Annotated in this window: 17 protein-coding genes; 5 read left to right on the forward strand and 12 right to left on the reverse strand. The window is 67.6% G+C overall.

Going from position 1 to position 23484, the window contains the following annotated elements; genetic code table 11:
- Positions 1-10: 10 nt before the first annotated feature.
- The 4 genes from cas1 to K2L43_RS00325 all read right to left on the reverse strand — a co-directional run bounded on the left by cas1 (position 11) and on the right by K2L43_RS00325 (position 6743).
- Positions 11-919 carry a type II CRISPR-associated endonuclease Cas1 gene (gene cas1, locus K2L43_RS00310; RefSeq protein WP_172205013.1) on the reverse strand — a complete coding sequence of 303 codons (909 nt, stop codon included), beginning with the start codon at positions 917-919 and terminating at the stop codon, positions 11-13.
- Positions 906-4274 (reverse strand): type II CRISPR RNA-guided endonuclease Cas9, encoded by a 3369-nt coding sequence (cas9, locus tag K2L43_RS00315; RefSeq protein ID WP_220638245.1) that lies wholly within the window; start codon positions 4272-4274, stop codon positions 906-908. The genes cas1 and cas9 overlap by 14 nt, the downstream gene beginning before the upstream one ends.
- 195 nt (positions 4275-4469) lie before the next feature.
- Entirely contained in the window at positions 4470-5894 is a 1425-nt protein-coding gene (locus K2L43_RS00320) for an FAD-binding oxidoreductase (RefSeq protein ID WP_123675402.1), read from the reverse strand.
- Positions 5895-6362: 468 nt separating this feature from the next.
- The gene (locus K2L43_RS00325; RefSeq protein WP_011803513.1) at positions 6363-6743 is read right to left on the reverse strand and encodes a calcium-binding protein; all 381 of its coding nucleotides are present in this window, start codon (positions 6741-6743) and stop codon (positions 6363-6365) included.
- A 155-nt stretch (positions 6744-6898) separates the two neighbouring features.
- Between K2L43_RS00325 and K2L43_RS00330 the strand changes: the two genes are divergently transcribed.
- On the forward strand, positions 6899-7471 hold the full coding sequence (locus K2L43_RS00330; RefSeq protein ID WP_012655179.1) for a cob(I)yrinic acid a,c-diamide adenosyltransferase: 573 nt from the start codon (positions 6899-6901) through the stop codon (positions 7469-7471).
- A 487-nt stretch (positions 7472-7958) separates the two neighbouring features.
- Here K2L43_RS00330 and K2L43_RS00335 read toward each other — a convergent pair whose 3' ends face one another.
- A complete protein-coding gene (locus tag K2L43_RS00335) occupies positions 7959-8381 on the reverse strand; it encodes a hotdog fold thioesterase (RefSeq protein ID WP_011803515.1) in 423 nt (140 codons plus the stop codon).
- Positions 8382-8604: 223 nt separating this feature from the next.
- On the opposite strand from K2L43_RS00335, the gene K2L43_RS00340 reads away from it, so the two are divergent.
- The gene (locus K2L43_RS00340) at positions 8605-9762 is read left to right on the forward strand and encodes an ABC transporter substrate-binding protein (RefSeq protein ID WP_220638246.1); all 1158 of its coding nucleotides are present in this window, start codon (positions 8605-8607) and stop codon (positions 9760-9762) included.
- A gap of 245 nt (positions 9763-10007) precedes the next feature.
- Here K2L43_RS00340 and K2L43_RS00345 read toward each other — a convergent pair whose 3' ends face one another.
- Complete coding sequence (locus K2L43_RS00345; protein ID WP_255580503.1) at positions 10008-11528, reverse strand: acetyl-CoA hydrolase/transferase family protein; 1521 nt, start codon at positions 11526-11528, stop codon at positions 10008-10010.
- Between the two features lie 199 nt (positions 11529-11727).
- Here K2L43_RS00345 and K2L43_RS00350 point away from each other — a divergent pair, with 199 nt between their 5' ends.
- Positions 11728-12459 carry a zf-TFIIB domain-containing protein gene (locus K2L43_RS00350; RefSeq protein ID WP_088887972.1) on the forward strand — a complete coding sequence of 244 codons (732 nt, stop codon included), beginning with the start codon at positions 11728-11730 and terminating at the stop codon, positions 12457-12459.
- Between the two features lie 135 nt (positions 12460-12594).
- Here K2L43_RS00350 and K2L43_RS00355 read toward each other — a convergent pair whose 3' ends face one another.
- The 5 genes from K2L43_RS00355 to ubiM form a co-directional block, all read right to left on the reverse strand.
- Positions 12595-13881 carry a solute carrier family 23 protein gene (locus K2L43_RS00355; RefSeq protein ID WP_011803519.1) on the reverse strand — a complete coding sequence of 429 codons (1287 nt, stop codon included), beginning with the start codon at positions 13879-13881 and terminating at the stop codon, positions 12595-12597.
- A gap of 202 nt (positions 13882-14083) precedes the next feature.
- A complete protein-coding gene (locus tag K2L43_RS00360) occupies positions 14084-15382 on the reverse strand; it encodes a PAS domain S-box protein (protein WP_220638247.1) in 1299 nt (432 codons plus the stop codon).
- Between the two features lie 96 nt (positions 15383-15478).
- Entirely contained in the window at positions 15479-17398 is a 1920-nt protein-coding gene (locus tag K2L43_RS00365; RefSeq protein WP_220638248.1) for a radical SAM protein, read from the reverse strand.
- A gap of 78 nt (positions 17399-17476) precedes the next feature.
- A complete protein-coding gene (locus K2L43_RS00370; protein ID WP_220638249.1) occupies positions 17477-18487 on the reverse strand; it encodes a sensor domain-containing diguanylate cyclase in 1011 nt (336 codons plus the stop codon).
- Positions 18488-18574: 87 nt separating this feature from the next.
- Positions 18575-19840, reverse strand: a complete 1266-nt coding sequence (ubiM, locus tag K2L43_RS00375; RefSeq protein ID WP_220638250.1) for a 5-demethoxyubiquinol-8 5-hydroxylase UbiM — start codon at positions 19838-19840, stop codon at positions 18575-18577.
- Positions 19841-20012: 172 nt separating this feature from the next.
- Here ubiM and K2L43_RS00380 point away from each other — a divergent pair, with 172 nt between their 5' ends.
- Positions 20013-20252 (forward strand): DUF6139 family protein, encoded by a 240-nt coding sequence (locus tag K2L43_RS00380; RefSeq protein ID WP_012655189.1) that lies wholly within the window; start codon positions 20013-20015, stop codon positions 20250-20252.
- A 113-nt stretch (positions 20253-20365) separates the two neighbouring features.
- The gene (locus tag K2L43_RS00385) at positions 20366-22456 is read left to right on the forward strand and encodes an acetoacetate--CoA ligase (protein WP_220638251.1); all 2091 of its coding nucleotides are present in this window, start codon (positions 20366-20368) and stop codon (positions 22454-22456) included.
- 33 nt (positions 22457-22489) lie between these two features.
- Here K2L43_RS00385 and K2L43_RS00390 read toward each other — a convergent pair whose 3' ends face one another.
- Positions 22490-23419 carry a LysR family transcriptional regulator gene (locus K2L43_RS00390; RefSeq protein WP_220638252.1) on the reverse strand — a complete coding sequence of 310 codons (930 nt, stop codon included), beginning with the start codon at positions 23417-23419 and terminating at the stop codon, positions 22490-22492.
- Positions 23420-23484 lie beyond the last annotated feature (65 nt).

The following is a 23484-nucleotide window of genomic DNA, read 5'->3' on the forward strand; positions in this document are numbered from 1 at the left end:
GTGCGCGCCGCTACATCTCGAAGACGTGCTGGCGCAGGCCGATCAGGCCGGGGAGCTCCAGCACTTGCTCGCTACCGCCGTCGTACAGCCGCGCCAGCGATTCGGCTGCCTGCTCGATGGATGCCAGCACGCTCATTTGCCCGCGCGGCATGGCGACGTCCACATTCAACAGCCCCACCAGCGCGGCCTTGTCGGCGGGTTGCAGGTCGGTATCCGTCGTCCGGACATGTTGTTGCGCCACATGCAAATCGACAATGGGGCGGTAGGGCTCGATCAGATCGTCGGCCAGGTTGAAGGCGTTTTGCTCGCTACTGTGAAACAGTCCCAGGCTGGGCAGCATGCCGTGCTGCACCAGCGCCCGCGCGCAGGCACCGCGCATGACGGCGTAGCCGTAGTCGAGCGCGGCATTCACCCAGCCGGTCTGGCTGCGATGAAAGCTTCGGCCAAACACCTGCGGAAAGTAATATGCGCTGGCTTGCGCTTCCAGGTTGCCGCCGTCGCCCGAGCGCACGCGCCGCGCGTACGAGGCCAGCCGTTCGGCGCCCGTGGTGCCGGTCAGTTCCATGCAGCGGGCCTGGTTCTGGAGCTTGGCCTGCACGATGCGAGCCCAGGCGCGTTTGGTGCTGGGTTTGTCCAGACCGAGTTGCAGGCGCTGCATGCGTGTGGCGCGGCTGTGCGGCAGAAAGGGCAGAAACACGCCATTCGGTTGGTGGTTGTCGCCCGTGCTGTACAGGCCAATACCGTAATCGGCGCAGGCCGAGAGCACGGGGTGAGTCAGGGTGATTTCGCGATGGTTGAGCACGATGACCGCAATGTCCTCGAAGGGTACGCGCGCGCTTTGCTCTTGCTCCACCACTAGCGCGAAATGCTCGCGCTTCAGGCGAGCGGGCCGGTTGATGACCACGCTACGCCAGACCACGGCGCACCTCCGGCGGGGCGGGGTAGATGCGACCCAGCACATCGACGTTAAATTTTTCCAAGGACAGGGCTGTTTTGACACCGATGCTTTGGTAAAGACCGTCCTTGCCTGTTGCAATGTTTCGATCGTGTGCCCACAAGTTCACTGCAGCAGTAGAGCGATTGGTGCTGGAGTAATAGCCCTGAAAAGCTTCCTTCTTGAGTGTGACTTTGACGAAGTCATTCGGATATACCGAAAACAAGAATGCAAAGCTGTCATCAATCAGTGTCCATCCGTCTTCATCCTTGAACGCCACGATGGCCCGATTCGGCAACCCTGTCACCCGGTGATGCACATACACCGGCACCAGATGGAATTTGCCCGCCTTGGTGAAGATATCCACACGCAACATGCTGTCGTTCTTGGCCAGCCCGCCCCGGATGGGAATGCCCGTTTGCTTGACCACCCGCTTGACGCTGTGCACCAGGGGGCCGGTGGGCAGTCCGTTCTTGTCCGGTTTGTGCAGCGGGTTGCCGGGACCAAAGGCCTTTTCAGCCTTGCCCCCGTGGGCTTCCAGACGCTGGCGTATGGCGGCATACAACCGTTCGTTGCGATGGGGTTCGACGAGCGTATCCAGGTCCTGGAGCTTGAGGCTGGTCAGCGCCACCTTCTCGATGACGCTGCCTTTGGTCTCTGGGTGGGCAAGCAGCCGCTCTGGCTGGGCGTAAATGGTCTCTTTATGGACGGCGCCGCCATTGCGCCGTTGCGGTGCACGTGAGACGAACAAGGTCCGCAGATGGTTGAGATCTTCTTCGGTGTAGGTGCCCAGGCGCTGCATGTCTTCGCGCAGCGCGGCCACGTCGTCGATGAACAGCCGCGCCTGCAACTCGTGGCGAAAATGCGCCCACGGTTCGGGGAAGTGCCGCCGTGCGCGGTCAAAAGCGGCAGGGTTGAGGATTTCGCCGGTTGCGGGGTCTGGAAAGCCTTCCTGCAAAAACTCCAATTCCTTGTGGCGCGCATAGTCGGCCAGCGCCTTGACCATGCCGTGCGTGCAGGCTGCCACCACGGCAGCGTCGAGGGCGTGGTGGCGGTCGCTGTCTGAACGCACTTTGGTCAGCCCCCAGCGGGCGCGCAAAAAGGATGTGAGCTGTCCGTTGACGACCACGCAGCGGCGGTTGGTTTCTCCGTCCGCGCGGGGTGTCAGTTGCAGGTGCTCTTCCACATAGTTCTTGAAGAACTTGCAGATGTAGCGCGTGTCGTTGAGGTTGCGGTCGATGAAGCCGCTGGATTCCTCGGGGCCATAGTTTTTGCGCAGCAGCCGGCTGCGCTTGGCCATGCGATAGGCCTTGTTGCCCTGCACCCAGGCCACGAAGGCACGCCAGCGCTCGCCCTCTTCGCCGCCCGGGAAGCTCGTGAGGTATTCAAACGCAGTGCGGTTGCCCTTGTTCTGGTTCTCGCGCGTGAGCACCAGCACCTTGTTGTTCTTGCTGTCGTCGTAGCTGCGCGAATAGGGCAGGGCATGGTCCACCTGGGAGTAGTTGGGGTCGTCCAGCACACGCTGTATGTCGAGCGCGTGCTGGCTGTAGGCGCACTGACCCAGTTGCTCGCGGTATAGCATCCATTTTTCGAACGCCGACGCCTTGGGCTGGTAGCCAAAATCCCTTTCAAAGTCGGTGCGGGCCTTTTCGTTGCGGTCGCGAAACTCCTCTTGCGCTTTCTTGACTTTGTTGCGTTCATCCAGTGGGCGTGACAGATCGCGTGCCATCTCGATGTGCACGGCCATGGGGCTGCCGTACTCGCGAACCAGGGCGTTGACCACCTTGCGGGCCTGGTTGAGTGCACGCAGCACCACAGGATTGCGCGGGATGTTGGCGTCCTCCCTAAACTGCATCGAGCCCACGCGATCGTTCTTGCCGTACTTTCGCTGTGCTTCATAGAACGGTGGCAGGTACAGGCGCTTGGCTGCATCGGCGCTGAGGCGCTGGCTATGGTGGCCGTACTCCGGAATCTGCGCCACAGCTTCGTCGTAGCGGGCACCGGCTTCCATGAGCGGCACGATGCGGCGCAGGGCTTTGAGCGACAGGCTGGAGAATTTGTCAAAGCTGATTTTTTCCAACACCGTGATGCAAGTGTCCGGCTCGGGCAGGGGCAACTGGCGCAGTTGCTGTTCCACTTCGGCACCATCCTTGTAAATACTGAGCACTGTGGCAATCCGATCCAGCAAATCGGGGTTTCCCTCAAGGGCAGGCGTGCTGATGCGAAGCCACAGGGATTGCTGCTCTTTGAATGCTTTGCGCAGTTCGTGCCACGCGGGCAGCTTGACGAGGATCTGATCTTCAGGATCCTTTGCCTTCTCTCCTTCGGCCTGCGCGCGGCTGGGGTAGGCCAGGCCGCCAAAGCGCAGGTCATCGCTCCACAGGCCTGCTTTGACGAGGACGCCTTTCAGCGTTTTGTATTTGAAACTCTCGATTTGATAGGGCAGCGACAGAACGGTTTGGCGCTCGGCTTCGTTCAAAGGTCGCGAGCGGCCATCGACCACGATGCGCAGGTTGTTAAGCCGGGTCAACCACACATGGCGTTCGGCGGAAAAGCTGGCCTTGGCGGCCCGGTACTCGTCCTTTTCAAACGTACAATTGCCCAACATCTTGAGCAGATCGGCCCCTGCCAGTGCAGGTTTTTGCTGCCAGAACAGACCGCTGCGGCTAATGCCATTTCCAAGGATGAGCGCCTCGAAACGCTCGCTGGCGTGAGGATTGCCTAGGCGTCGCTGAGTGGCGAACAGTAGCGCCAGTTCTTCACCCAGCAGCACGCGCGAAAGGGCTTTGTCGTACTGTCCGCCCTTGTTACGCTGCGCACCGGGGAATTCGGCCAGCACCATTTCGGCGGCGCTGCGATAGCCTTTCTCCCTCATCCGTGCCGCCGTATCCTTCAGCCCCTTTTTGACCCGTCCACCCTCGGCATCGCTGTCAGCCTTGGCTTCTTCGGCCTTGCTTGTCCAGTGAAAGCCTCGGTGCTTGCAAAGGTGGTAGATCACGCGAGCCCATTCCAGCGGCGTGAGCAGACGATCGAGCCCCTGGCGGCGCAGTTCCCAGGCGCTGTCGGTAAATGATGGGCTTTGCGCAAACAGTTTGGCGTCGGCAATAAGGCCTTCGCGCTTGAGCAGCCGTGCTACTTGCGTCAGGCGCCATGCGCGGCGGTACAGGCGGCGGCGCAATAGGCGCGCTTGGCGCCGTGTCAGGTTAAGCGGGTCGCCTTCCTTGGCGGTTTCGGCTTTATCGAAGCAGCGCACACCGAGATCGACAATGCGTTGCGCATCCAGCACAGCCCAACCGACCGAGGCAATGCCGATGTCCAGTCCAAACACGTACTGCGCCATGAGATCTCCCTTGCTATACTCTGCTCCGATTGTGGTTATCCGGGGTGAGAGCCGTTGCTGCAATAAGGAGGGGTCGCAAGACCCCGTCCGTACCCAAAAGCCTGGCAGGGAAACCTGTCAGGCTTTTTTATTGTCGACGCGTAACGGAGTTTGTCAAAGCGCAACGATGTACGGGGGTGATGGACGCCAGTAGAACTACAGCGCGAAGATCTTGCCCGGATTGAGGATGTTCTGCGGGTCCAGCGCGCGCTTGATGGCGCGCATCATCTCCACCGCGCCTTCGCCGGCCTCGTCCACCAGAAAGCCCATCTTGTGCACGCCCACGCCGTGCTCGCCGGTGCAGGTGCCGCCCAGGCGCAGCGCGCGCGCCACGAGCTGGTGGTTGAGCCGCTCGGCTGTCTCGCGCTCGGCGGGGACGGCCGGGTCCAGCAGGTAGCCGAAGTGGAAGTTGCCGTCGCCCACGTGGCCCACCAGGAAGTAGGGGATGCCGCTCGCGTCGGCCTCGGCCACGGAGTCGAGCAGGCAGTCGGCCAGGCGGCTGATGGGCACGCAGGTGTCGGTGCTGATGGCCTTGCAGCCGGGGCGGCTCTGTACGGCGGCAAAGTAGGCGTTGTGCCGCGCGGTCCACAGGCGCGTGCGCTCCTCGGGCGTGGTGGCCCATTCAAACGCGTTGCCGTCCCATTCGCGCGCAATGTCCTGCACCACCTCGGCCTGTTCCTGCACGCCGGCGGGCGAGCCGTGGAATTCCATCAGCAGCAGCGGCTCCTCGCGCAGACGGAGCTTGCTGTGGGCGTTGACCATGCGCACGCTGTTGGCGTCGATGAGCTCCACGCGCGCGATCGGCACACCGAGCTGGATGGTCTGGATCACCGTGCGCACGGCGGCCTCGATGGTGGGAAACGAGCAGATCGCCGCGCTCACCGCCTCGGGCAGCGGGTACAGGCGCACGGTGACCTCGGTGAACAGGCCCAGCGTGCCCTCGCTGCCCACCATCAGGCGCGTGAGGTCGTAGCCGGCGCTGCTTTTCTTAGCGCGCGTGCCGGTGCGGATCACCTCGCCACGGGCGGTGACCACCTCCAGCGCCAGCACGTTCTCGCGCATGGTGCCGTAGCGCACGGCGTTGGTGCCGCTGGCGCGCGTGGCGGCCATGCCGCCGATGCTGGCGTCGGCGCCCGGGTCGATGGGGAAGAACAGGCCCGTGTCCTTGATCGCCTCATTGAGCTGCTTGCGCGTGATGCCGGGCTGCACGGTCACGGTGAGGTCGTCGGCGTCAACGGACAGCACCCGGTTCATGCGGCCCATGTCGATGCTGATGCCGCCCTGGACGGCCAGCAGGTGCCCTTCGAGCGACGAGCCCGCGCCGTAGGGGATCACTGGCACGCCATACTGCGCGGCCAGGCGCACGGCGTCCTGCACGTCCTGCGTGCTCTCGGCAAAGACCACGGCCGCCGGCGGGGGCGCCTGTAGCGAGCCCTCGTCGCGCCCGTGCTGCTCGCACACCGCCTGCGCCGCCGAGTACTGCGCGCCAAAGCGTGCGGCCAGCGCGTCCAGCATCGCCTGCGGCACGGGGCGCGGCGTGGTCAGGGGTTGCAGATGGGCGGTGGTCGCGGGGGCGTTCATGGCGGGCTTCCTTCAAGGCGCGTGGGTGGCGGCCATTCTAGAAGTCCGGGCTGCGGCCTGCGGGCCGCGTGTTGAGAGTCCACCATGGTCGGCCTGTGGCGAAAGGCCGATCTAGGGCCTGTTCACACTATTTTTGCCAGTGCGAATGGCGTGAAAACCGCGCCAATCTAGGCGCGTGACGACGCCAAGGCCGGGGCCTTGGCTAGGAGGGCAACGACGAATGGCGCGGTTTTCACTCCGTTCCCTCCGGGTTGCGATCAAAAAGGGCCATTCGCGGCGTTGCCAAGCCTCGCTGGGGTAGCCGTATATCCATGGAAAAACCCCGCCCGCACCCTGGAGGACAGTGCAGGCGGGGGGTGGTGGCGGCCCGAGAGGACGGGGTCGCCCAGACGGGCCGCCCAGGACGGGTACGGCGTTGCGCTCGAAGGGTGCGTAATCAATGCTTGACCATGCCCGTCCCTTTAAGCGTCAAGACCGGCTGCCGGCCTCGAATTCGGTGCGGGACAGACTGCCGTTCTTGTCCTTGTCCAGCGCCTGGAAGCGGTTGGCGATGGCGGGTAGCTGGCCCGCCTCGGCGCTGCTCAGCTGGCCGTCGCGGTTGGCATCGGCGCGTTCAAAGGCGCTGGCGCTGGCGCTGCTGTCGCTGGGCGTGGCCGTGCTGCTGCCGCCAAAGGTCGCTTTGGGCTGCGTTGTGGCTGGGCCCGGCCCCGTCTGGTACTGCGGTTGTGCGGAGGGGGCGCTGGGCGTCTGGGCCTGCGCCGCCGCACCGCCCACGGTCAGCGCCGCAAACAGCATCACGCTGCGGGCATCGAAGGAGGGGAGGGTGCGTCGTTGCGGTGTGTGAGGCATCGATTCGGCTCCGGTGGAAGTTGAACAGGCCTTCATTGCACCGCAGCATGGATGCCGCAGCCAGCACTTTTGCCCGCTGTTGCCCGTCTCCACAATGGCCCGGCGGATGTAACGCACAATCGTCGCCCCGGCCCCGAATGAGGAGGAAACGCGCCATGGGAAACAGACTGACACAAATCGCCACGCGCACCGGCGACGACGGGTCCACGGGCCTGGGCGACAACACCCGCGTGTCCAAGGCCAGCGGCCGCCCGCAGGCCATGGGCGACGTGGACGAGCTCAACTCCCACATCGGCCTGCTGCTGTGCGAGCCGCTGCCCGCGGACATGCGCGAGCTGCTGATCGACGTGCAGCACCAGCTGTTCAACCTGGGCGGCGAGCTGTCCATGCCCGGCTACGAGCTGCTCAAGGACGATGCGCTGCTGCAGCTGGACAACGCGCTCGCGCGCTACAACGCCGAGCTGCCGCGGCTGCTGGAATTCATCCTGCCCGCGGGTACGCGCGCCGCCTGCCAGGCCCATGTGTGCCGCACGGTGGCCCGCCGTGCCGAGCGCGCCGTGGTGGCGCTGCAGCAGCACGAGACCATGCGCGCCGCGCCGCGCCAGTACCTGAACCGTCTGTCCGACCTGCTGTTCGTGCTCTCGCGCGCGCTCAACCGCATGGACGGCGGCAGCGAGGTCTACTGGAAGAGCGAGCGCCTGGCACGCCAGAACGATGCTACTGAATAAGTAGCTGCCAGCGCAGACTGGTCAAGTGCTGCGGCACGATGGGGCGCATAAGTCTCCGCAACGCGGCAGGTGCGCCGGCGCGCAATCCATCACCCCGCTCCAACCTTCCGAAAGCCGCAGCGCAGGCCGCAGGCGCTGTCTTTGGGCGCGAGTGGGGTGGTGTTGCTATTAAAAAAGTAGCTGCTCGCGCTTATCCATCAGGCGCTACACCCCGATTGGACCCATTGTCCCACTGCGGCCCGGAACGGTGCCGGCGCGCGATCCCTCGCCACGCTGCCTCTTCCGAAGTCCGCGGAGCAGGCCACCTCAGCAGACGCCGTGGAGAGGGCTTTGACCAGCCCCTGGCGACGTCCCCCTTCCCCCGCGCAGCGCGAGAGAATGGGCTGAGGTGCGCGGCTCCGAGCTTGCCTGCGCAGGCTTGGACATCCCCCAAAGAGCGGCCGCCTCTGGCGGCTGCACCCAGGCGCGCAGCGCCTCAGGGATGCCTTTATTTCGGCGCCAGCATCGCCATGGTGATGCGCGACACGCAGGTCAGCTCGCCCGCGTCGTTCACCATGTCGATCTGCCAGACCTGTGTGGTCTTGCCGATGTGCACCGGCCGGGCCGTGCCCGTGACCCATCCGCTCCTGGCGGCGCGCAGGTGGTTGGCGTTGATGTCCAGGCCCACGGCCAGCCAGCCCTCGGGGCTGGCGTGGTAGGCGCCCACCGAGCCCAGTGTCTCGGCCAGCACCACGCTCACGCCGCCGTGCAGCAGGCCGAAGGGCTGGCGCGTGCGCTCGTCCACGGGCACGCGCGCGCGCAGGAAGTCGTCGCCGACTTCGGTGAACTCGATGCCTAGGTGGCTCACGGCGGTGTTGGCGCTGGAGGCGGTGATCAGCGCGAGGGTGGTGGGTTTTTTCCAGAGGGACATGGTCTGAGGGGTCTCACATCAGGGCTGCGCCCGGCAGCGGCTCCGGGCTTTGGCACGATTGGTGGGCTCGGTGGCGGAAGTTGCAACCTCCACACGCCCAGAATCGACCGGTTTGCTCGTTTGGAGCATATCCGTTTCCCGTGCGCAGTGCTTTGTGCGGCCCACCAGCGGGCCGGGGCGCCGCGGGGCAGCCTTCCCATCCAACCCACACATTCCTTTGACCATGCAACGCCGCCAGTTTGTCCTCCAAGCCGGCCGGGCCGCCGCCCTCGCGGCCGCGCCGGCCTTCGTGCTCACGGCCCGTGCGCAGGACGCGCCAGGCGTGTCCGCCAAGGCCCTCTCGATCGGCTGCTCGGCCGCCATGAGCGGCCCATTGCTGGGCTTTGGCACCGACATCCAGCTGGGCGCGGGCGCTGCTTTCGCGCAGGCCAACGCGCGCGGCGGTGTGCATGGGCGCACGCTGCAGCTGCAGATGGTGGACGACGCCTATGACCCCGAGCGCACGCTGGCCAACGTCAAGCAGATCATCGGCCAGGGCAGCGCACTGGCGCTGCTGTCGTGCGTGGGCACGCCCAACAACGCGGCCATCGTGCCGCTGGTGGAAGAGGCCGGTATTCCCTACGTGGCGCCGATCACGGGCGCGTCGTCGCTGCGCAAGACCACGCGCAACGTGTTCCATGTGCGCGCCAGCTACACCGACGAGGTGCAGCGCCTCATCCAGCGACTGGCGGGCATGGGCCTGAAGGGCATCGGCGTGGTGTACCTGGACAACGGCTACGGCCGCGAAATGCTGGAGGACGCCACGCGCGCCCTGGCGGCACTGAACATGAAGCCCGCCGTGCAGGTGGCCGTGGCCACCGACGGCAAGAACCTGCCGCAGGTGCTGCAGGCCGTGGCCGCGGCGCGCCCCTCGGCCGTGCTGCTGGCGACCGCGGGCACGGTGTCCGTGGGCCTGGTGCGCGGCATCAAGAAGGAATCGCCCGGCGTGCTCATGGCCGGCCTGAGCGTGACGCTGCCCAGCGCCAGCCTGGGCCAGCTGGGCGAGGACGGCAGCGGCCTCGCGCTGTCCATGATCGTGCCCGACCCCAACCGCGCCAAGCTGCAGCTGGTGCGCGACTACCAGTCCGCCATGCGCGCGCAGGGCAAGAGCGAGTTCTCGCAAGGCAGCCTGGAGGCCTACGTGAACGCGCGCGTGCTCATCGAAGGCCTGGACCGTGCCGGCAAGGACGTGACCCAGCCCAAGCTGCGCGCGGCGCTGGCGGGTATCCGCAACCTGGACCTGGGCGGCTTCGTGGTGGACTACAGCGGCCAGGCGCCCTACGTGGGCTCGCGCTTCATCGACCTGGGCGTGCTGGGCAGCACGGGCCGCTTCATCGCCTGAACACGGCACCGCTGAGGCGCTTCGCGCCTCGGTGCAGCTGCCCAAGGCGGCAGCCCTTCGGGACCGCCCAGCCTGCGCAGGCAGCTAGTGCGCCCCGCAGTCCCGCTCTCGCATTTGCTGCGCGATGCGGGCAGGAGGCGCACCCCACGGCCATGGGGCGGCGCCGCCGGTCCAGGCCCTTGCCTGGGGCGCGCCAGTTCTCCGTTCTTTCTGTAGGCCCCGGGACGCCAGGGACGGCTGGGCCCTCAGGGCAGCATGCTGCCCGTGGCCAGGCAGCGCTCGTGCCATGACAAGGCCTCGCCCAGGATGTGGGGCGTGTGCTGCGCGCCCTTGCTGCGCGCGCGGTCGAAATAGTCCTGCAGCAGCGGGCGGAAGTCCGGGTGCGCACACTTGTCGATGATGACCTGCGCGCGCTGGCGCGGCGACAGGCCGCGCAGGTCGGCCAGGCCCTGCTCGGTGACGATGATCTGCGTGTCGTGCTCGGTGTGGTCCACGTGCGAGACCATGGGCACGATGCAGCTCACCTTGCCGCCCTTGGCCACCGAGGGCGTGACGAAGAACGACAGGTAGCCGTTGCGCGCATAGTCGCCCGAGCCGCCGATGCCGTTCATCATGGCCGAGCCCATCACGTGCGTGGAATTGATGTTGCCGTAGATGTCGGCCTCGATCATGGCGTTCATGGCGATCACGCCCAGGCGCCGCACCAGCTCGGGGTGGTTGCTGATCTCCTGCGGGCGCAGCACGATGCGGTCGCGGTAGAAGGCGATGTGTTCGTTGAAGTCCTTCAGCGCCTCGCTGCTCAGCGAGATCGCGGTGGCCGACGCCGCGGTCATCTTGCCGCGCTTGATCAGCTCCAGCATGCCGTCCTGCAGCACCTCGGTGAAGCCCAGCAGTTCGTCGAACGGGCCGTCCAGCAGCCCGGCCAGCACCGCGTTGGCCACGTTGCCCACGCCCGACTGCAGCGGCAGCATGTTCTTGGGCAGGCGGCCCACCTTCACCTCGTGGGCCAGGAAGTCGATGATGTGCGCGGCGATCTGGTTGGAGACTGCGTCGGGCTTGGCGAAGGCCGTGTCGCGGTCGCGCTGGTGCGTCTGGACCACCGCGATCACCTTGGACGGGTCCACGCGCAGGTAGGGCTCGCCGATGCGCTCGGTGGCCTGCGTCAGGTGGATAGGCTGGCGGCGCGGCGGGATGGCCGTGCCGTAGTAGATGTCGTGCATGCCCTCCATCTCGATCGGGGGCAGCGCGTTCACCTCCAGGATCACCTGGTCGGCGATCTCCAGCCAGGTCTTGTTGTTGCCCACGGCGGACGAGGGGATCAGCCGGCCGTCGGGCAGGATACCCAGCACCTCCACCACAGCCACCTGCATGGGGCCCAGGAAGCCGAACCACGCATGCTGCGCCACGTGCGAGAGGTGGATGTCCAGGTAGTGCACCTCGCCCGCGTTGATCTTGTCGCGGCAGATCGGGTCCGACTGGAACGGCAGGCGCTGGTGGATGCCGTTCACCTTGGCCAGCGCGCCGTCCAGCTCGGGCGCGGTGGAGGCGCCCGTCCACACGTTGACCTGGAACGGCCGGCCTGCTGCATGCTCGGCCTCGATGCGCGCGGCCAGCGCCTGGGGCACCTGCTTGGGATAGCCCGCGCCGGTGAAGCCGCTCATGCCGATATTGGCGCCGGCCGGGATCAGGGCCGCGGCTTCGGCCGCGCTCATGATTTTCTGGGCCAGACCGGGGTGCTGGATACGGGGGGACGACGAGGTGGACACGCTAACTCCAGACGGACAAGCGCCCCGTGCAGGCCTGGCGGGCAGCTGGCGCGGGGCGCAAAAAAGAGCGTAAATCTTAGCAGCGGCTCCTTGCGCGGCTAGGGATAACCCTGGCCTTACACCGCGCTGACGCAGGCCGCCCGCGCAGGCGCGGCCGCGTCGCGGCACCGGCCGGGCAGGCAGTACGATCGCGTCCACCATGCCGTTCACGCCGCTTTGCCCCTCGTGCCGCCAGCCCACCGAGATCCGGCGCTTTGCCGCCAGCACCGGAGGCACGCTGGAGCTGGACCTGTGCTTTGCCTGCCAGGGCATGTGGTTCGACCCGCAGGAGAACACGCGCCTGGCGCCGGCGGCCGTGCTGGAGCTGTTCGAGCTGCTGCACCAGCACCGAGGCGACGCGCACCACCCTCTGGCCGACCGGCTGCGCTGCCCGCGCTGCAGCCAGGCGCTGGCCAAGGGCTACGACGTGGCGCAGGGCGGGCGCTACGTCACCTACCGCTGCGCGGCGCGCCACGGGCGCTTTTCGACCTTTGGCTCGTTCATGGTCGAGAAGGGCTTCGTGCGGCACCTGTCCACGATGGAGATCGAGGCGCTGGCCGAGCGTGTGGGCACCATCAACTGCACAAGCTGCGGCGGCACGGTGGACATTCGCCACGACCACGCCTGCCCCTACTGCCGCTCGGCCCTGTCGCTGCTGGACCCGCAGGCGGTCGACAAGGCCCTGGCGCGCCACGGCAGCGCCGCCCGCCAGGCCGCGCCGGCGGACGCCGCCTCGCCCGACGCCCTGGCCGATGCGCTGGTGGCGCTGGAGCGCAACCGTGCGCGGGAGGAGCGTGCGCGCCAGCGCGAACGGCTGGAGGGCACGCGCAGCGACGAGTTCGACCTGCTCACCGCGGGCATCGAGATGGTGTGGTCGCTGTTGCGGCGGTGATCGGTTTGCTACTAAAAAAAGAGCTGCTGGCGCTTGTTACGATTGATTTTCAAGGCGGAAAGCGCCTTGAATCCTTTCAGGGTAATCGCTGGCAGCTATGGATACGGGAGCGCGCCTGGGCGCTTCCGCCCAGCCTTACTTGCCGCGGTTCAGGGCCGCGTACAGCACGATGGCGCCGAAGGTCGCGGTGCCGATGCCGCCCAGCGCGAAGTCGCCGAACTTCAGCGTGAATTCGCCCGTGCCCAGGATCAGCGTGATTGCCGCCACGATGAGGTTCTTGTTCTGCGAGAAGTCCACCCGGTTGTCCACCCAGATCTTGGCGCCGGCAATCGCAATCAGGCCGAACACCACGATGGACACGCCGCCCATGACCGGCAGCGGGATCGCCTGGATCAGCGCGCCGAACTTGGGCGAGAAGCCCAGCAGCACCGCCAGCAGCGCCGCGACCAGGAACACCGCCGTGGAGTAGATGCGCGTGGCGGCCATCACGCCGATGTTCTCGGCGTACGTCGTCACGCCCGTGCCGCCGACCGCGCCGCTCACCATCGTCGCCACGCCGTCGCCGATGAAGGCGCGGCCCATGTACTGGTCCAGGTTCTTGCCGGTCATGGCCGTCACGGCCTTGATGTGGCCCAGGTTCTCGGCCACCAGGATGATGACCACCGGCACGATCAGCAGCATGGCGGGCGCGCTGAACACGGGCGCGTGGAACTGCGGCAGGCCAAACCAGGCGGCGTTGGCGATGCCCGATACGTCGATCGGCTTGCCCAGGCCCATGCCGTTGGTCAGCAGCGCGTACAGCAGGCTGGCGATGATCAGTCCCACCAGGATCAGCAGGCGCTGCAGCATGCCGCTGGTGAATACCGCCACCAGCGCCACGCACACGAAGGTCAGGGCCTGCATCCAGGCCTCGAAGTTGTTGGCCGCCATGTTCTTGATGGGGATGCCGGCCAGGTTCAGCCCGATCACGGCCACCACCGCGCCGGTGACCACCGGGGGCATGAAGCGCTCGATCCAGCCCGTGCCCACCAGGTGCACCACTACGCCCACCAGCGTGTACACCAGGCCGCAGGCGATGATGCCGCCCAGCGCCACGCCGATGTTGGCGTTGGGGCCCTTGCCTGCATAGGCCGTGGCCGCGATCACCACGCCGATGAAGGCGAACGACGAGCCCAGGTAGCTCGGGACCTTGCCACCGGTGATGAGGAAGAAGATCAGCGTGCCGATGCCGCTCATCAGCACCGCCACGTTGGGGTCGAACCCCATCAGGATGGGCGCCAGCACCGTGGCGCCGAACATGGCGATGACGTGCTGGATGCCCATCAGCCCGGTCTGCGCCCAGGGCAGCCGCTCATCCGGTCCGATCACGCCGCCACCCTGCAGCACCTGCGCCGGGCGCTCATTCCATTGCAAAAGGGCCATGGGGCTCTCCTTGTGTGAAAGCGCTGATTTTAGAGGTTGGATGGGCCTCTGGCGCTTGTGTGGCAAGCGCAAACAGCTATCAAATCAGGAGTGTGCCGGAGTGCGCTATCACCCAGGGGTGCCAGACGGGCCCATCGCCGCCGGCCTGCCGAGCGTGGCGGGGCCGTTTTCTGCCGTCACGGGGCCCAGGTTTGCCAGGCCCTCAGCGCCCCGGCTTGCCGGTCTCGAGCGCGTGCAGCTCCTGCACCACGTCAACCACCTTGTGTGCGTCCTCGCGGATGCGCTCGATGGCGTCGCGCGCCTGGCGTGACAGCTGGGCACCCTGCTCCACCGCCGCCACGCCGCCCTGGATGTGGTCGATCATCGCCCGCATCTCCTGCAGCACGGCCTGGATGGTCTGGTGGATGTCGTTGGTGGCGGTGCGGCTGTCGCCGGCGAGCTTGCGCACCTCTTCGGCCACCACGGCAAAGCCGCGCCCGGCCACGCCGGCGCGCGCGGCCTCCACCGCCGCGTTGAGGGCCAGCAGGTTGGTCTGGTCGGCCACGCGGCGTATGCCCTGCACGCTGGCGGCGATGCTCTCGGTCTTGCGCCCGAGTTCCTGCACGCGGGCCGCGGTGTCCTCGAACAGCTGGGCGATCGACTGGATGCGCGCCGTGGCGTCGACGATGGTTTGCGTGCCTTCTTCGGAGAGCTGCTGCGTCTCCCGCGCCACGGCAAACGCCGTGTTCACGCCCTGCTCGCGCGCCTGCGCCTGCTGCACACGCGCGGTGATGTCGGTGGCGAACTTGACGATGTGGCTCACCACGCCGTCAGGGTCGAGCACCGGGTTGTACGTCGCCTCCAGCCACACCGTGCGCCCCCGCGCATCGACGCGCTCGATCTTGCCCTTGGAATACACGCCCGCGCGCAAATCGTCCCAAAAGCGTGGGTAGTCGCTGCTTTGCGCGAATGCGGGCGGGCACAAGATGCGGTGGTGCTGGCCCACCAGGTTCTGGCGGGTGTAGCCCATGGTGTGCAGAAAGTTGTCGTTGGCGCGCAGCACATGGCCTTGCAGGTCGAACTCGATCACTCCCATGGAGCGTTCGATGGCCTCCAGGATGGCATGGGCGCGCTGCGTCTGCTCCTGCGTGGCGGTCACGTCGTAAACCAGCCCCACGATGCGCTCCACCCGGCCGCGGGCATCGCGCACGGGGTAGAACATGCCCTGCACCCAGACCACGGTGCCGTTTTTGCAGCGGCGCTGCGCCGTGCCTTGCACGAATTCGCCGCCGCACAGGCGCCGCCAATTGGCCTGAAAGGCAGGGCTGGCAACGTATTCCGGTGGATAGAAAATCGTTTGGGGCTGGCCGATCAATTCCGCACGCTGGTAGCCCAGCAGGTCACAAAACCGCGCGTTCACTTCGCGCACCGCGCCTTGGACATCCACTTCGACCACGGCCGTCTGCTCTGCAATGGCCTGCCAGCGCCCTTGTGCCGAAAAACGTTGCTGCTGCCACCACATAGGACACCTCGTTGCTCAGAAATACCGGGCATGTAGTGTACGCGCGGTGAGCGCAACGCTTTGCGGGGAAAGCGCGAGAGGCTATTAAAACAATAGCTATCGCGCCGCCAGGGCGCGCGCGATGCGGCCTGGCCGCACCGTGGTCTTGGGCACGTGGAAGGGGAACCACATGCGCACGTCCTGCTCCAGCCCGATGCCGTGCATGTAGTTGTAGATGGCTTTCTTCAGCCCGGCGCCCAGCGCGTCGTGGTCCACGCCCGTGGGGTCGATGAACGCCACATCGTTCTTGGCAAAACCGCCCGGCGGCAGCGGGGCCAGGGTCACGCCGTATTCCGCGGGGTTCCGGCCCACGGGCGAGTGCACGGTGCAGGCGAAGCGGTGGAAGAAGCCGCTCTGGATGCAGCCGTTCTCGAACAGCTGGCGCACGTACTCCAGCGCGTCCACCGTGTCCTGCACGGTTTGCGTGGGAAAGCCGTACATCAGGTAGGCGTGCACCAGGATGCCGGCGTCGCTGAATGCGCGGGTCACGCGCGCCACCTGGTCCACGCTGACACCCTTCTTCATCAGGCCCAGCAGCCGATCGGAGGCGACCTCCAGCCCGCCCGAGATGGCGATGCAGCCCGCGTCGGCCAGCAGCTCGGCCAGCTCGGGCGTGAAGGTCTTTTCAAAGCGCACGTTGCCCCACCAGGAGATGCCGGTGCCGCGCGCGATCAGCTCCTGCGCGAGCGCCTTGAGGGCCTTGGGTGGCGCGGCTTCATCGACGAAGTGAAAACCGGTCTGCCCGGTCTCGGCCACGATGGCCGCGATGCGGTCGGCCAGCACCTGGGCGCTGGCGCCCTCGTAGCGGCCGATGTAGTCCAGATTCACGTCGCAGAAGCTGCACTTCTTCCAGTAGCAGCCGTGCGCCACGGTGAGCTTGTTCCAGCGCCCGTCGCTCCACAGCCGGTGCATGGGGTTGAGCATGTCCAGCAGCGACAGATAGCGCTGAAGCGGCAGGCCGTCCCAGGTGGGCGTGCCGATCTCGGCAAAGGCGACGTCGGGCTCCGCCAGGTGGACGTACTGCACGGCACCATCGTCATTGCGCACAAAGGTGCGCACCAGCCGCTGGCGCCCGCGCTGGCCTTGCAGGTGCTCCAGCAGCGCGAGCAGCGGGCGCTCGCCGGCGTCCAGCGTCACGTAGTCGAAAAAATCGAACACCCGTGGGTCGGCCAGCTCGCGCAGCTCGGTGTTGACGAAGCCGCCGCCCAGTACGGTGACGATGTGCGGGTGCTGTGCCTTGATGGCCTGGGCAATGCGAAACGCGCCGTACACCGAGCCCGGGAAGGGCACCGAGAGCAGCACCACGCCGGGTTGGTGGCGCGCGACGGCCTCATGGGTGAGCTGCTGCAGCACCTCGTCCACGAGGGTCGGCGCCTGCGCCAGCGCGTCGGCCAGCGGGTCGGCCAGCGGGTCGAACGTGGGCTGGCTGCCGGCGAGCTGTTCGGCGTATCGCACAAACTCGAAACGCGTGTCCACGGCGCCCTGCAGCACGTCCGCCAGGTCGTTGAGGTACAGCGTGGCCAGATGCTTGGCCTTGTCGGTCAGGCCCAGGGCGCCGAAGGCCCAGCCCAGCGGGTCGCCGCTGCCGTCGTCCTCGTACACGTCCAGCGCTGCGAAGCGCGGCCCTTCCGGCAGGTAGTGGCGGCCCACGATGCGGTGGGCGAGGGTGCTGTCGCGCCCCTGCAAAAAGGCCATGGCTGGGCCGATGGTGGCCAGGTACCGCTCCTGCTGTGCAAGAAAGAACTGCACCGCCGGGCTCTGCGCGTTTGCGGGCAGGGCCCGCGCCCTTTCGGCGACCTGCGCCAGACCGTCGCGCGAGAGCAGCCGCAACACCAGCGCGATCGCCAGGTCCTCCTGCCACGCCGGCACGCCGCGCGAGCGCAGAAAGCCCGTGAGGTAGGCGGTGGAGGGGTAGGGCGTGTTGAGCTGCGTCATCGGCGGGATGACGGACAGCACGCGGGGCAGGGCTGCGGGCATGGGCAAAGGGGTGGAGGGGGCTGGCAGAGCGGCGGATTATCCCGGCCCCCTGCCGCGCATGCCCCTGCGGGGGCTTGTTCAGCGCACGGCGCGGCGCGCCTTCTTGGCGGCGTACATGGCGCGGTCGGCCTCGCGCAGCGCCTCGTCGGCCGTCATGCCGTTGGGGAGCACGGCGATCACACCCACGCTGGCGCCGGCGTAGTCGATGGGGGCGTCCGCCCCGCCAAAGCGCCCGCGCGTGGCCTGTGCCAGGCGCTGGCCGAACCCCTGGCGGGCCGCCTCCAGCGCCGGGCCGGGCGCGGGGCCGGGGCCTACGGCCACGAACTCATCGCCCCCGTAGCGTGCGACGAAGTCCTGCGCGCGCGCCGCGCCGCGCAGCCGCTCGGCCATGTCGGCCAGGAAGAGGTCGCCCACCTCGTGGCCATAGGTGTCGTTGATCGCCTTGAAACCGTCCAGGTCCATGAAGGCGATCAGCACTGCCGTGCCCTGGCGCGCGCCTTGCGCCAGTTGCTGGTGCAGCATTTCGCGCAGCGCGCGGCGGTTGGGTAGGCCGGTGAGGGCATCGGTCGCCGCATAGGCCGCCAGCCGGGCATTGGCCTGCAGCAATTGCTGCAGCAGCTGCTCGCGCTCGACCTGCTGGCCAATGAGCCGCGCGAACAGCGTCAGCGCATTGCGCGCCTGTGAAGTGAGCTCCTGGCGCTCGTCGCTGGCGGCGCAGAGCGTGCCATAGAGCTGGCCGTCGGACATGCGCACCGGTGTGCTGGCGTAGGTCTGGATGCCCAGCGCGGCGGCGGCCTGCGAATCGCCCCAGCATTGCCCCACGTCGGCGGTGAAGGGTCGGCCCTCGTCCAGCGCGCGTTTGCACAACGTGTCGTGCCAGGGCACGCTCAGTCCCTCGGGGATCTGCATCTGGCGCGTGTTGCGCGCGTACAGCACACGTTGCACACCCCGCTCCAGGTCCACCACCGTGAGGTAGGTGGATTCGAACCCGGTGATGTCTTCCAGCAGCTCCAGCAGCGGCCGGGTGAGCTCTTCGACGGTGCGTGCGCGGGTGACGGTCTCGCTGAGATGGTCCAACAGGTTGTCCATGCGGCCATTATGGGTGGGTGTGCCGCAGGACGCAGGCCGGGACAGGCAGCGAACGCCTGCCCCTCCAGTTGGATCACGGTGTGCGCGCTAAGGTGCGGCGCTGGGCCAGGCGGGGCGCCGGCCTGTGAGCTGGCTCACGATGGCGCCCTTGAGGGGCGGCAGCCGGTTGGCGCCCGCCAGCACCACCTGGCGCAGCAGGCGGGGCAGCGGCCGGTCGTCGGTGTACAGGCGCACGATGGCATTCGTGCCCTGGTACAGCGGCCAGGCGTGGCGGTGATGGCCGCGCGCGTAACCCTCCAGCACGCTGGCGGCGCCGATGTCCGCGCCGCGCTCGCGTGCCTGGGTGAGAGTGCGCGTGAGGCTGTCCACACCCGCCAGCCCCAGGTTGAACCCGTGCGCCGTCACCGGGTGCATGCCGACGGCCGCGTCACCCAGCAGCGCGCAGCGCGCGGCGGCGAAGCGGTGCGCATACACGGCGACCAGCGGGTAGGCGTGGCGCTCGCCCACCAGCCGCATGGCGCCCAGGCGGTCCTTGAACTGGGCTTGTACGCGTGCGGCGAATGCCTCAGGGGGCAGTGCCAGCAGCTCCTGCGCATGCGCCGCGCCGGTGGTGACCACGGCCGAGCACATCGGCGCGCCATCGACCAGGTCGCCCGGCAGCGGCAGGATCGCCAGCGTCTGCTCGTAGCCGAAGCACTCGTGCGCGACCTCGTGGTGGGGCAGCTCATGGCGCAGGCGGCAGACGATGACCGTGCGGCCGAAGTCGTGCATGGCCGCGCCAATGCCCAACTGGCGCCGCGTGGCGGAAAAGCGGCTGTCGGCCGCCACCAGCAGCGGGGCCTGCAGACGCAGGGGCGCTGCGTCGAGGTTGCGGGTGTCGGTGTATTCCAGCTCGGCATGCGCGGGCGTGACGGCCACGCGCGTGACGCGCGCCTCGGTGACCAGTCGTACGCCGGGCGTGTGCGCGGCCACTTCGTAGGCCGTGCGGCGCAGCGCGTGGTTGGGCACGATCCAGCCCAGATGCTGGACGCCGCTGCCGCCTGCGTGCAGCTGCATGGCCCCGCGCTGGCCCACGGGGCCGTCGTGCACCTGCGCCTCGCGCAGCAGGCCGACCTCGTGCGCGGCCAGGCGCTGCCAGCTGCCGATGCGCTGCAGCGTGGCCACGCTGGGGTGGGTGAGTGCGATCTCGCGCCCGTCGGCCGGGGGCGCGGCCAGCGTGGAAGCGGGTTGCTGCTCCAGCACCGTGACCTGCATGCCGGCCTGGGCCAGCGAGGCCGCCAGCGACAGCCCGGCAGGCCCCGCACCCACGATGAGCACGTCGCTGCGCTGAGAGGAAACGTCTTGTGTTGTCATGATTCAGAAACAGGCCGCCGGCAGTGGCAACAGCGGGCAATTGTCGGCAGGGCGGAAAGGGGCGATCTTGCCTTGCGTCAAGCACGGCGGCCATGCGGCCGCTTCCTACGCCGGGCGGGCGATGGTCTCACTACAGTGGAGAACCCTGCAACCAGCAAGCAAAGGACCCGACATGCGCGTGGACATCTACCGCCGATCCGAAGCCGAGGGGCGTTATTCCCATCTGGCCGTGCCCGAGGGCAAGCCCATACCGCAGGAGGCCATCAATACCGATTGGAACTGCGAGCACCGCGCCGTGGAACGGGACGAAACCCAGGCGCACTGGAACGACCTTGGTATTCCCGAGCCCGGACGGCAGCTGCGCGACAAGGGCTATGCCATCACCAGCGTGACGGAGCAGCCGCGGCGCTGAGGCCAGGTGCGGCCGGCGAGGTGCCGCCGGCCAGGTGCGACCGGCGAGGTGCGGCCGGCCAGTTGTCACGTGCGTGGCGCGCACGGAGGCAGCGACCGCGCTAGGCTGTGCGCATGGAGACACACCACAACATCCCCCCAACACACCCGCCTTACGCGCCCCAGATACGCCGCTACCAGGATTGGCTGCAGGCGCAGCACGGCCTGCGCTTTGACGATTACGACGCGCTCTGGCGCTGGTCCACCACCGATCTGGACGCCTTCTGGCAGAGCGTCTGGGACTATTTCGACCTGCAGTCGCCCACGCCGCACAGCGCGGTACTCGCAAAGAACGTGATGCCCGGCGCGCAGTGGTTCCCCGGCGCGCAGGTGAACTACGCGCGCCAGGTGCTGCGCCATGTGGACGCCGCACAGGCCGCGGGCCAGCCGGCCCTCATCGGCCGCAACGAACGCGGCGAGCGCCGCGAGCTGTCCTGGCCCGCGCTGCGCCGGCAGGTGGCGGCGCTGGCGCTGCACATGAGGGCCCAAGGCGTACGGCCCGGCGATCGCGTGGCAGCCTACCTGCCCAACATCCCCGAGACTATCGTCGCCTTCCTGGCCTGCGCCAGCATCGGTGCGGTGTGGAGCCTGTGCGCGCCCGACATGGGCACGCACGCGGTGCTGGACCGCTTCCGCCAGATCGCACCGACGGTGCTGTTGGCCGTGGACGGCGTCACCTATGGGGGGCGCGACCACGACCGTTGCGACGTGCTGGCGGAGCTGCGCGCGCAACTGCCTACGCTGCGCCACGTGGTGCTGGTGAACAACCTGGATGCTTCAAAAACAGTAGCTGATACCGCTTGCTACGCAAGCGTCATCGCCCGAAATGATGCAGAGACTGTGGCCTTTGAACCGGCGTGGCTGCCGTTCGACCACCCGCTGTGGATCGTCTATTCCAGCGGCACCACCGGCCTGCCCAAGCCCATCGTGCACGGCCATGGCGGCATGATGCTGGTGATGCTGCAGCTGGCGGTGCTGCACAACGACATCGGCTGCAGCTACGCGCCCAACTCCCTGGGCGAGCGCTACCACTGGTACAGCTCCACCGGCTGGATCATGTGGAACGCCCAGGTCGGCGGCCTGCTGGGCGGCACCACCTGCGTGCTCTACGACGGCAACCCCGGCGGCAACAAGGAGCGGCCCGACTGGGCGGTGCTGTGGCGCATGGCGGCCGAGGAGCGCGTGACCTTCTTCGGCGCTGGCGCCGCGTTCTACGGCCACTGCATGAAGGCCGGGATCACCCCTGCGGCCTGCGGCGATCTGTCGGCGATCCGTGTGCTGGGCTCCACGGGGTCGCCGCTGCCTGCCGAAGTGCAGCGGTGGGGATCGCAACTCCTGGCCAGCGCGGGCGTGCCGCAGGTCTGGTGGTGCAACATCTCCGGCGGCACCGACTTCGCGGGCGCCTTCATCGGCGGCAATCGCGAGCTGCCGCAAACGCCCGGGCGCATGCAGTGCCGCATGCTGGGCGCAGCCGTCGAGGCCTGGGACGAACGAGGTCGCCCGGTACTGGACGCCGTGGGCGAGCTGGTGTGCACCCAGCCCATCCCGTCCATGCCCTTGTTCCTGTGGGGCGACGCCGATGGCGCGCGCTACCGCGCCAGCTACTTCGACATGTACCCGCCCGGCCATGGCCGCAGGCCCGGCGGCGGGGATCTGGGGCCCGAGGCCGGGGCCGTCTGGCGCCACGGCGACTGGATCGAGATCGGCTCCAGCGCCCGCCCCGGCTGCGTGATCTACGGCCGCAGCGACGCCACCATCAACCGCCACGGCCTGCGCATGGGCACGAGCGAGATCTACAGCGCCGTCGAGGCCCTGCCCGAGGTGCTCGACAGCCTGGTGGTGGACCTGGAATACCTGGGCCGCGCCAGCTACATGCCGCTGTTCGTGGTGCTGCGCAGCGGCCTGGTGCTGGACGACGGCCTGCGCGCGCGGATCAACGACGCCATCCGCGCCAGCCTGAGCCCGCGCTTCCTGCCCGACGAAATCGTGCAGGTGGCCGAGGTGCCGCGCACGCTGAGCGGCAAAAAGCAGGAGCTGCCCGTCAAGAAGCTGCTGCTGGGCCAGCCGATGGACAAGGTGGTCAACCCGGACGCGATGGCCAATCCCGGCTGCCTGGCGTGGTACGTGGACTTTGCCGCGCGGCGTGCGGCCGGTGGTGCTTCATAAAAGATAGCTAATCACGCTTGATGGACGGGCGGTTCAGCCCGGTTTGTCCCAGTTCTCTCCTTCCACGCGCGGCACGCTGGCAAAGCGCAGCGCGTGCTCCGTGAAGCGCTCCACCACGCGGCTGGTGCCGCCGGCCAGGCGCGCCAGCGCAATGCCCACGTGAAAGCCCGGCGGGTTGTCGGTGAGCGCCAGGCATTTCACGCCGCGCGGCACCACCTGCCGCGCCACGCTGGCCACCAGGCCCACGCCCAGGCCCGAGGCCACCAGGCTCATGATGGTCTGCACCTGCATCGCCTCCTGTGCCACGCGCGGCGCAAAGCCAGAGAACTGGCAGCGCATCATGGCCAGGGCCGAGAGGCTGGGCACCTTGTGCTGCGGGTACATGATGAAGGGCTCGTGCGCGGCCTCGGCCAGCGCGATGGCGTCGCGCTGCGCCAGCGGGCTGCTCTCGGCCACGGCCAGCACGAAGTCGTCGCGGTCCAGCGGCAGCAGCTCGAAGCCGCACGGGTCCAGCACCGGGTAGCGCAGCAGGCCGGCATCGAAGCGCCGCGACACCAGCCCCTCCAGGATCTCGGACGACGTGGCTTCGCTCAGCTCCAACTCGATCTGCGGATAGCGCTGGCGCAGCGAGGGGATGAGTTGCGGCAGCAGCGCATAGGTGGCCGAGCCGATGATGCCCAGGCGCAGCAGCCCGCCTTCGCCCTCGCGCGCGTCCTGCACCGCCTGGCGGCACTGCTGGGCGTGGAACAGCGCGCGGCGGGCGTCGCCCAGCATGGCTTCGCCGGCCGGGGTGAGCACCACGCCCGTGGTGGTGCGCTCGAACAGGGGGCTGCCGAGTTCTTCCTCCAGCTTGCGGATGGACACCGACAGGGGCGGTTGCGCCATGTGCAGGCGCTCGGCCGCGCGGTGGAAGTTGCCGGTTTCCGCCAATGCGACGAACTGGCTGAGTTGCCGGAGGTTCATGCGATATGAAAAAAGTATTGAAATCAAAACTTTTAATATTAGACAGCATGCAAGGTGCTGCCTAG

It is taken from the genome of Diaphorobacter sp. MNS-0 (genome assembly GCF_019602835.1).
GTDB lineage: Bacteria > Pseudomonadota > Gammaproteobacteria > Burkholderiales > Burkholderiaceae_C > Diaphorobacter > Diaphorobacter nitroreducens.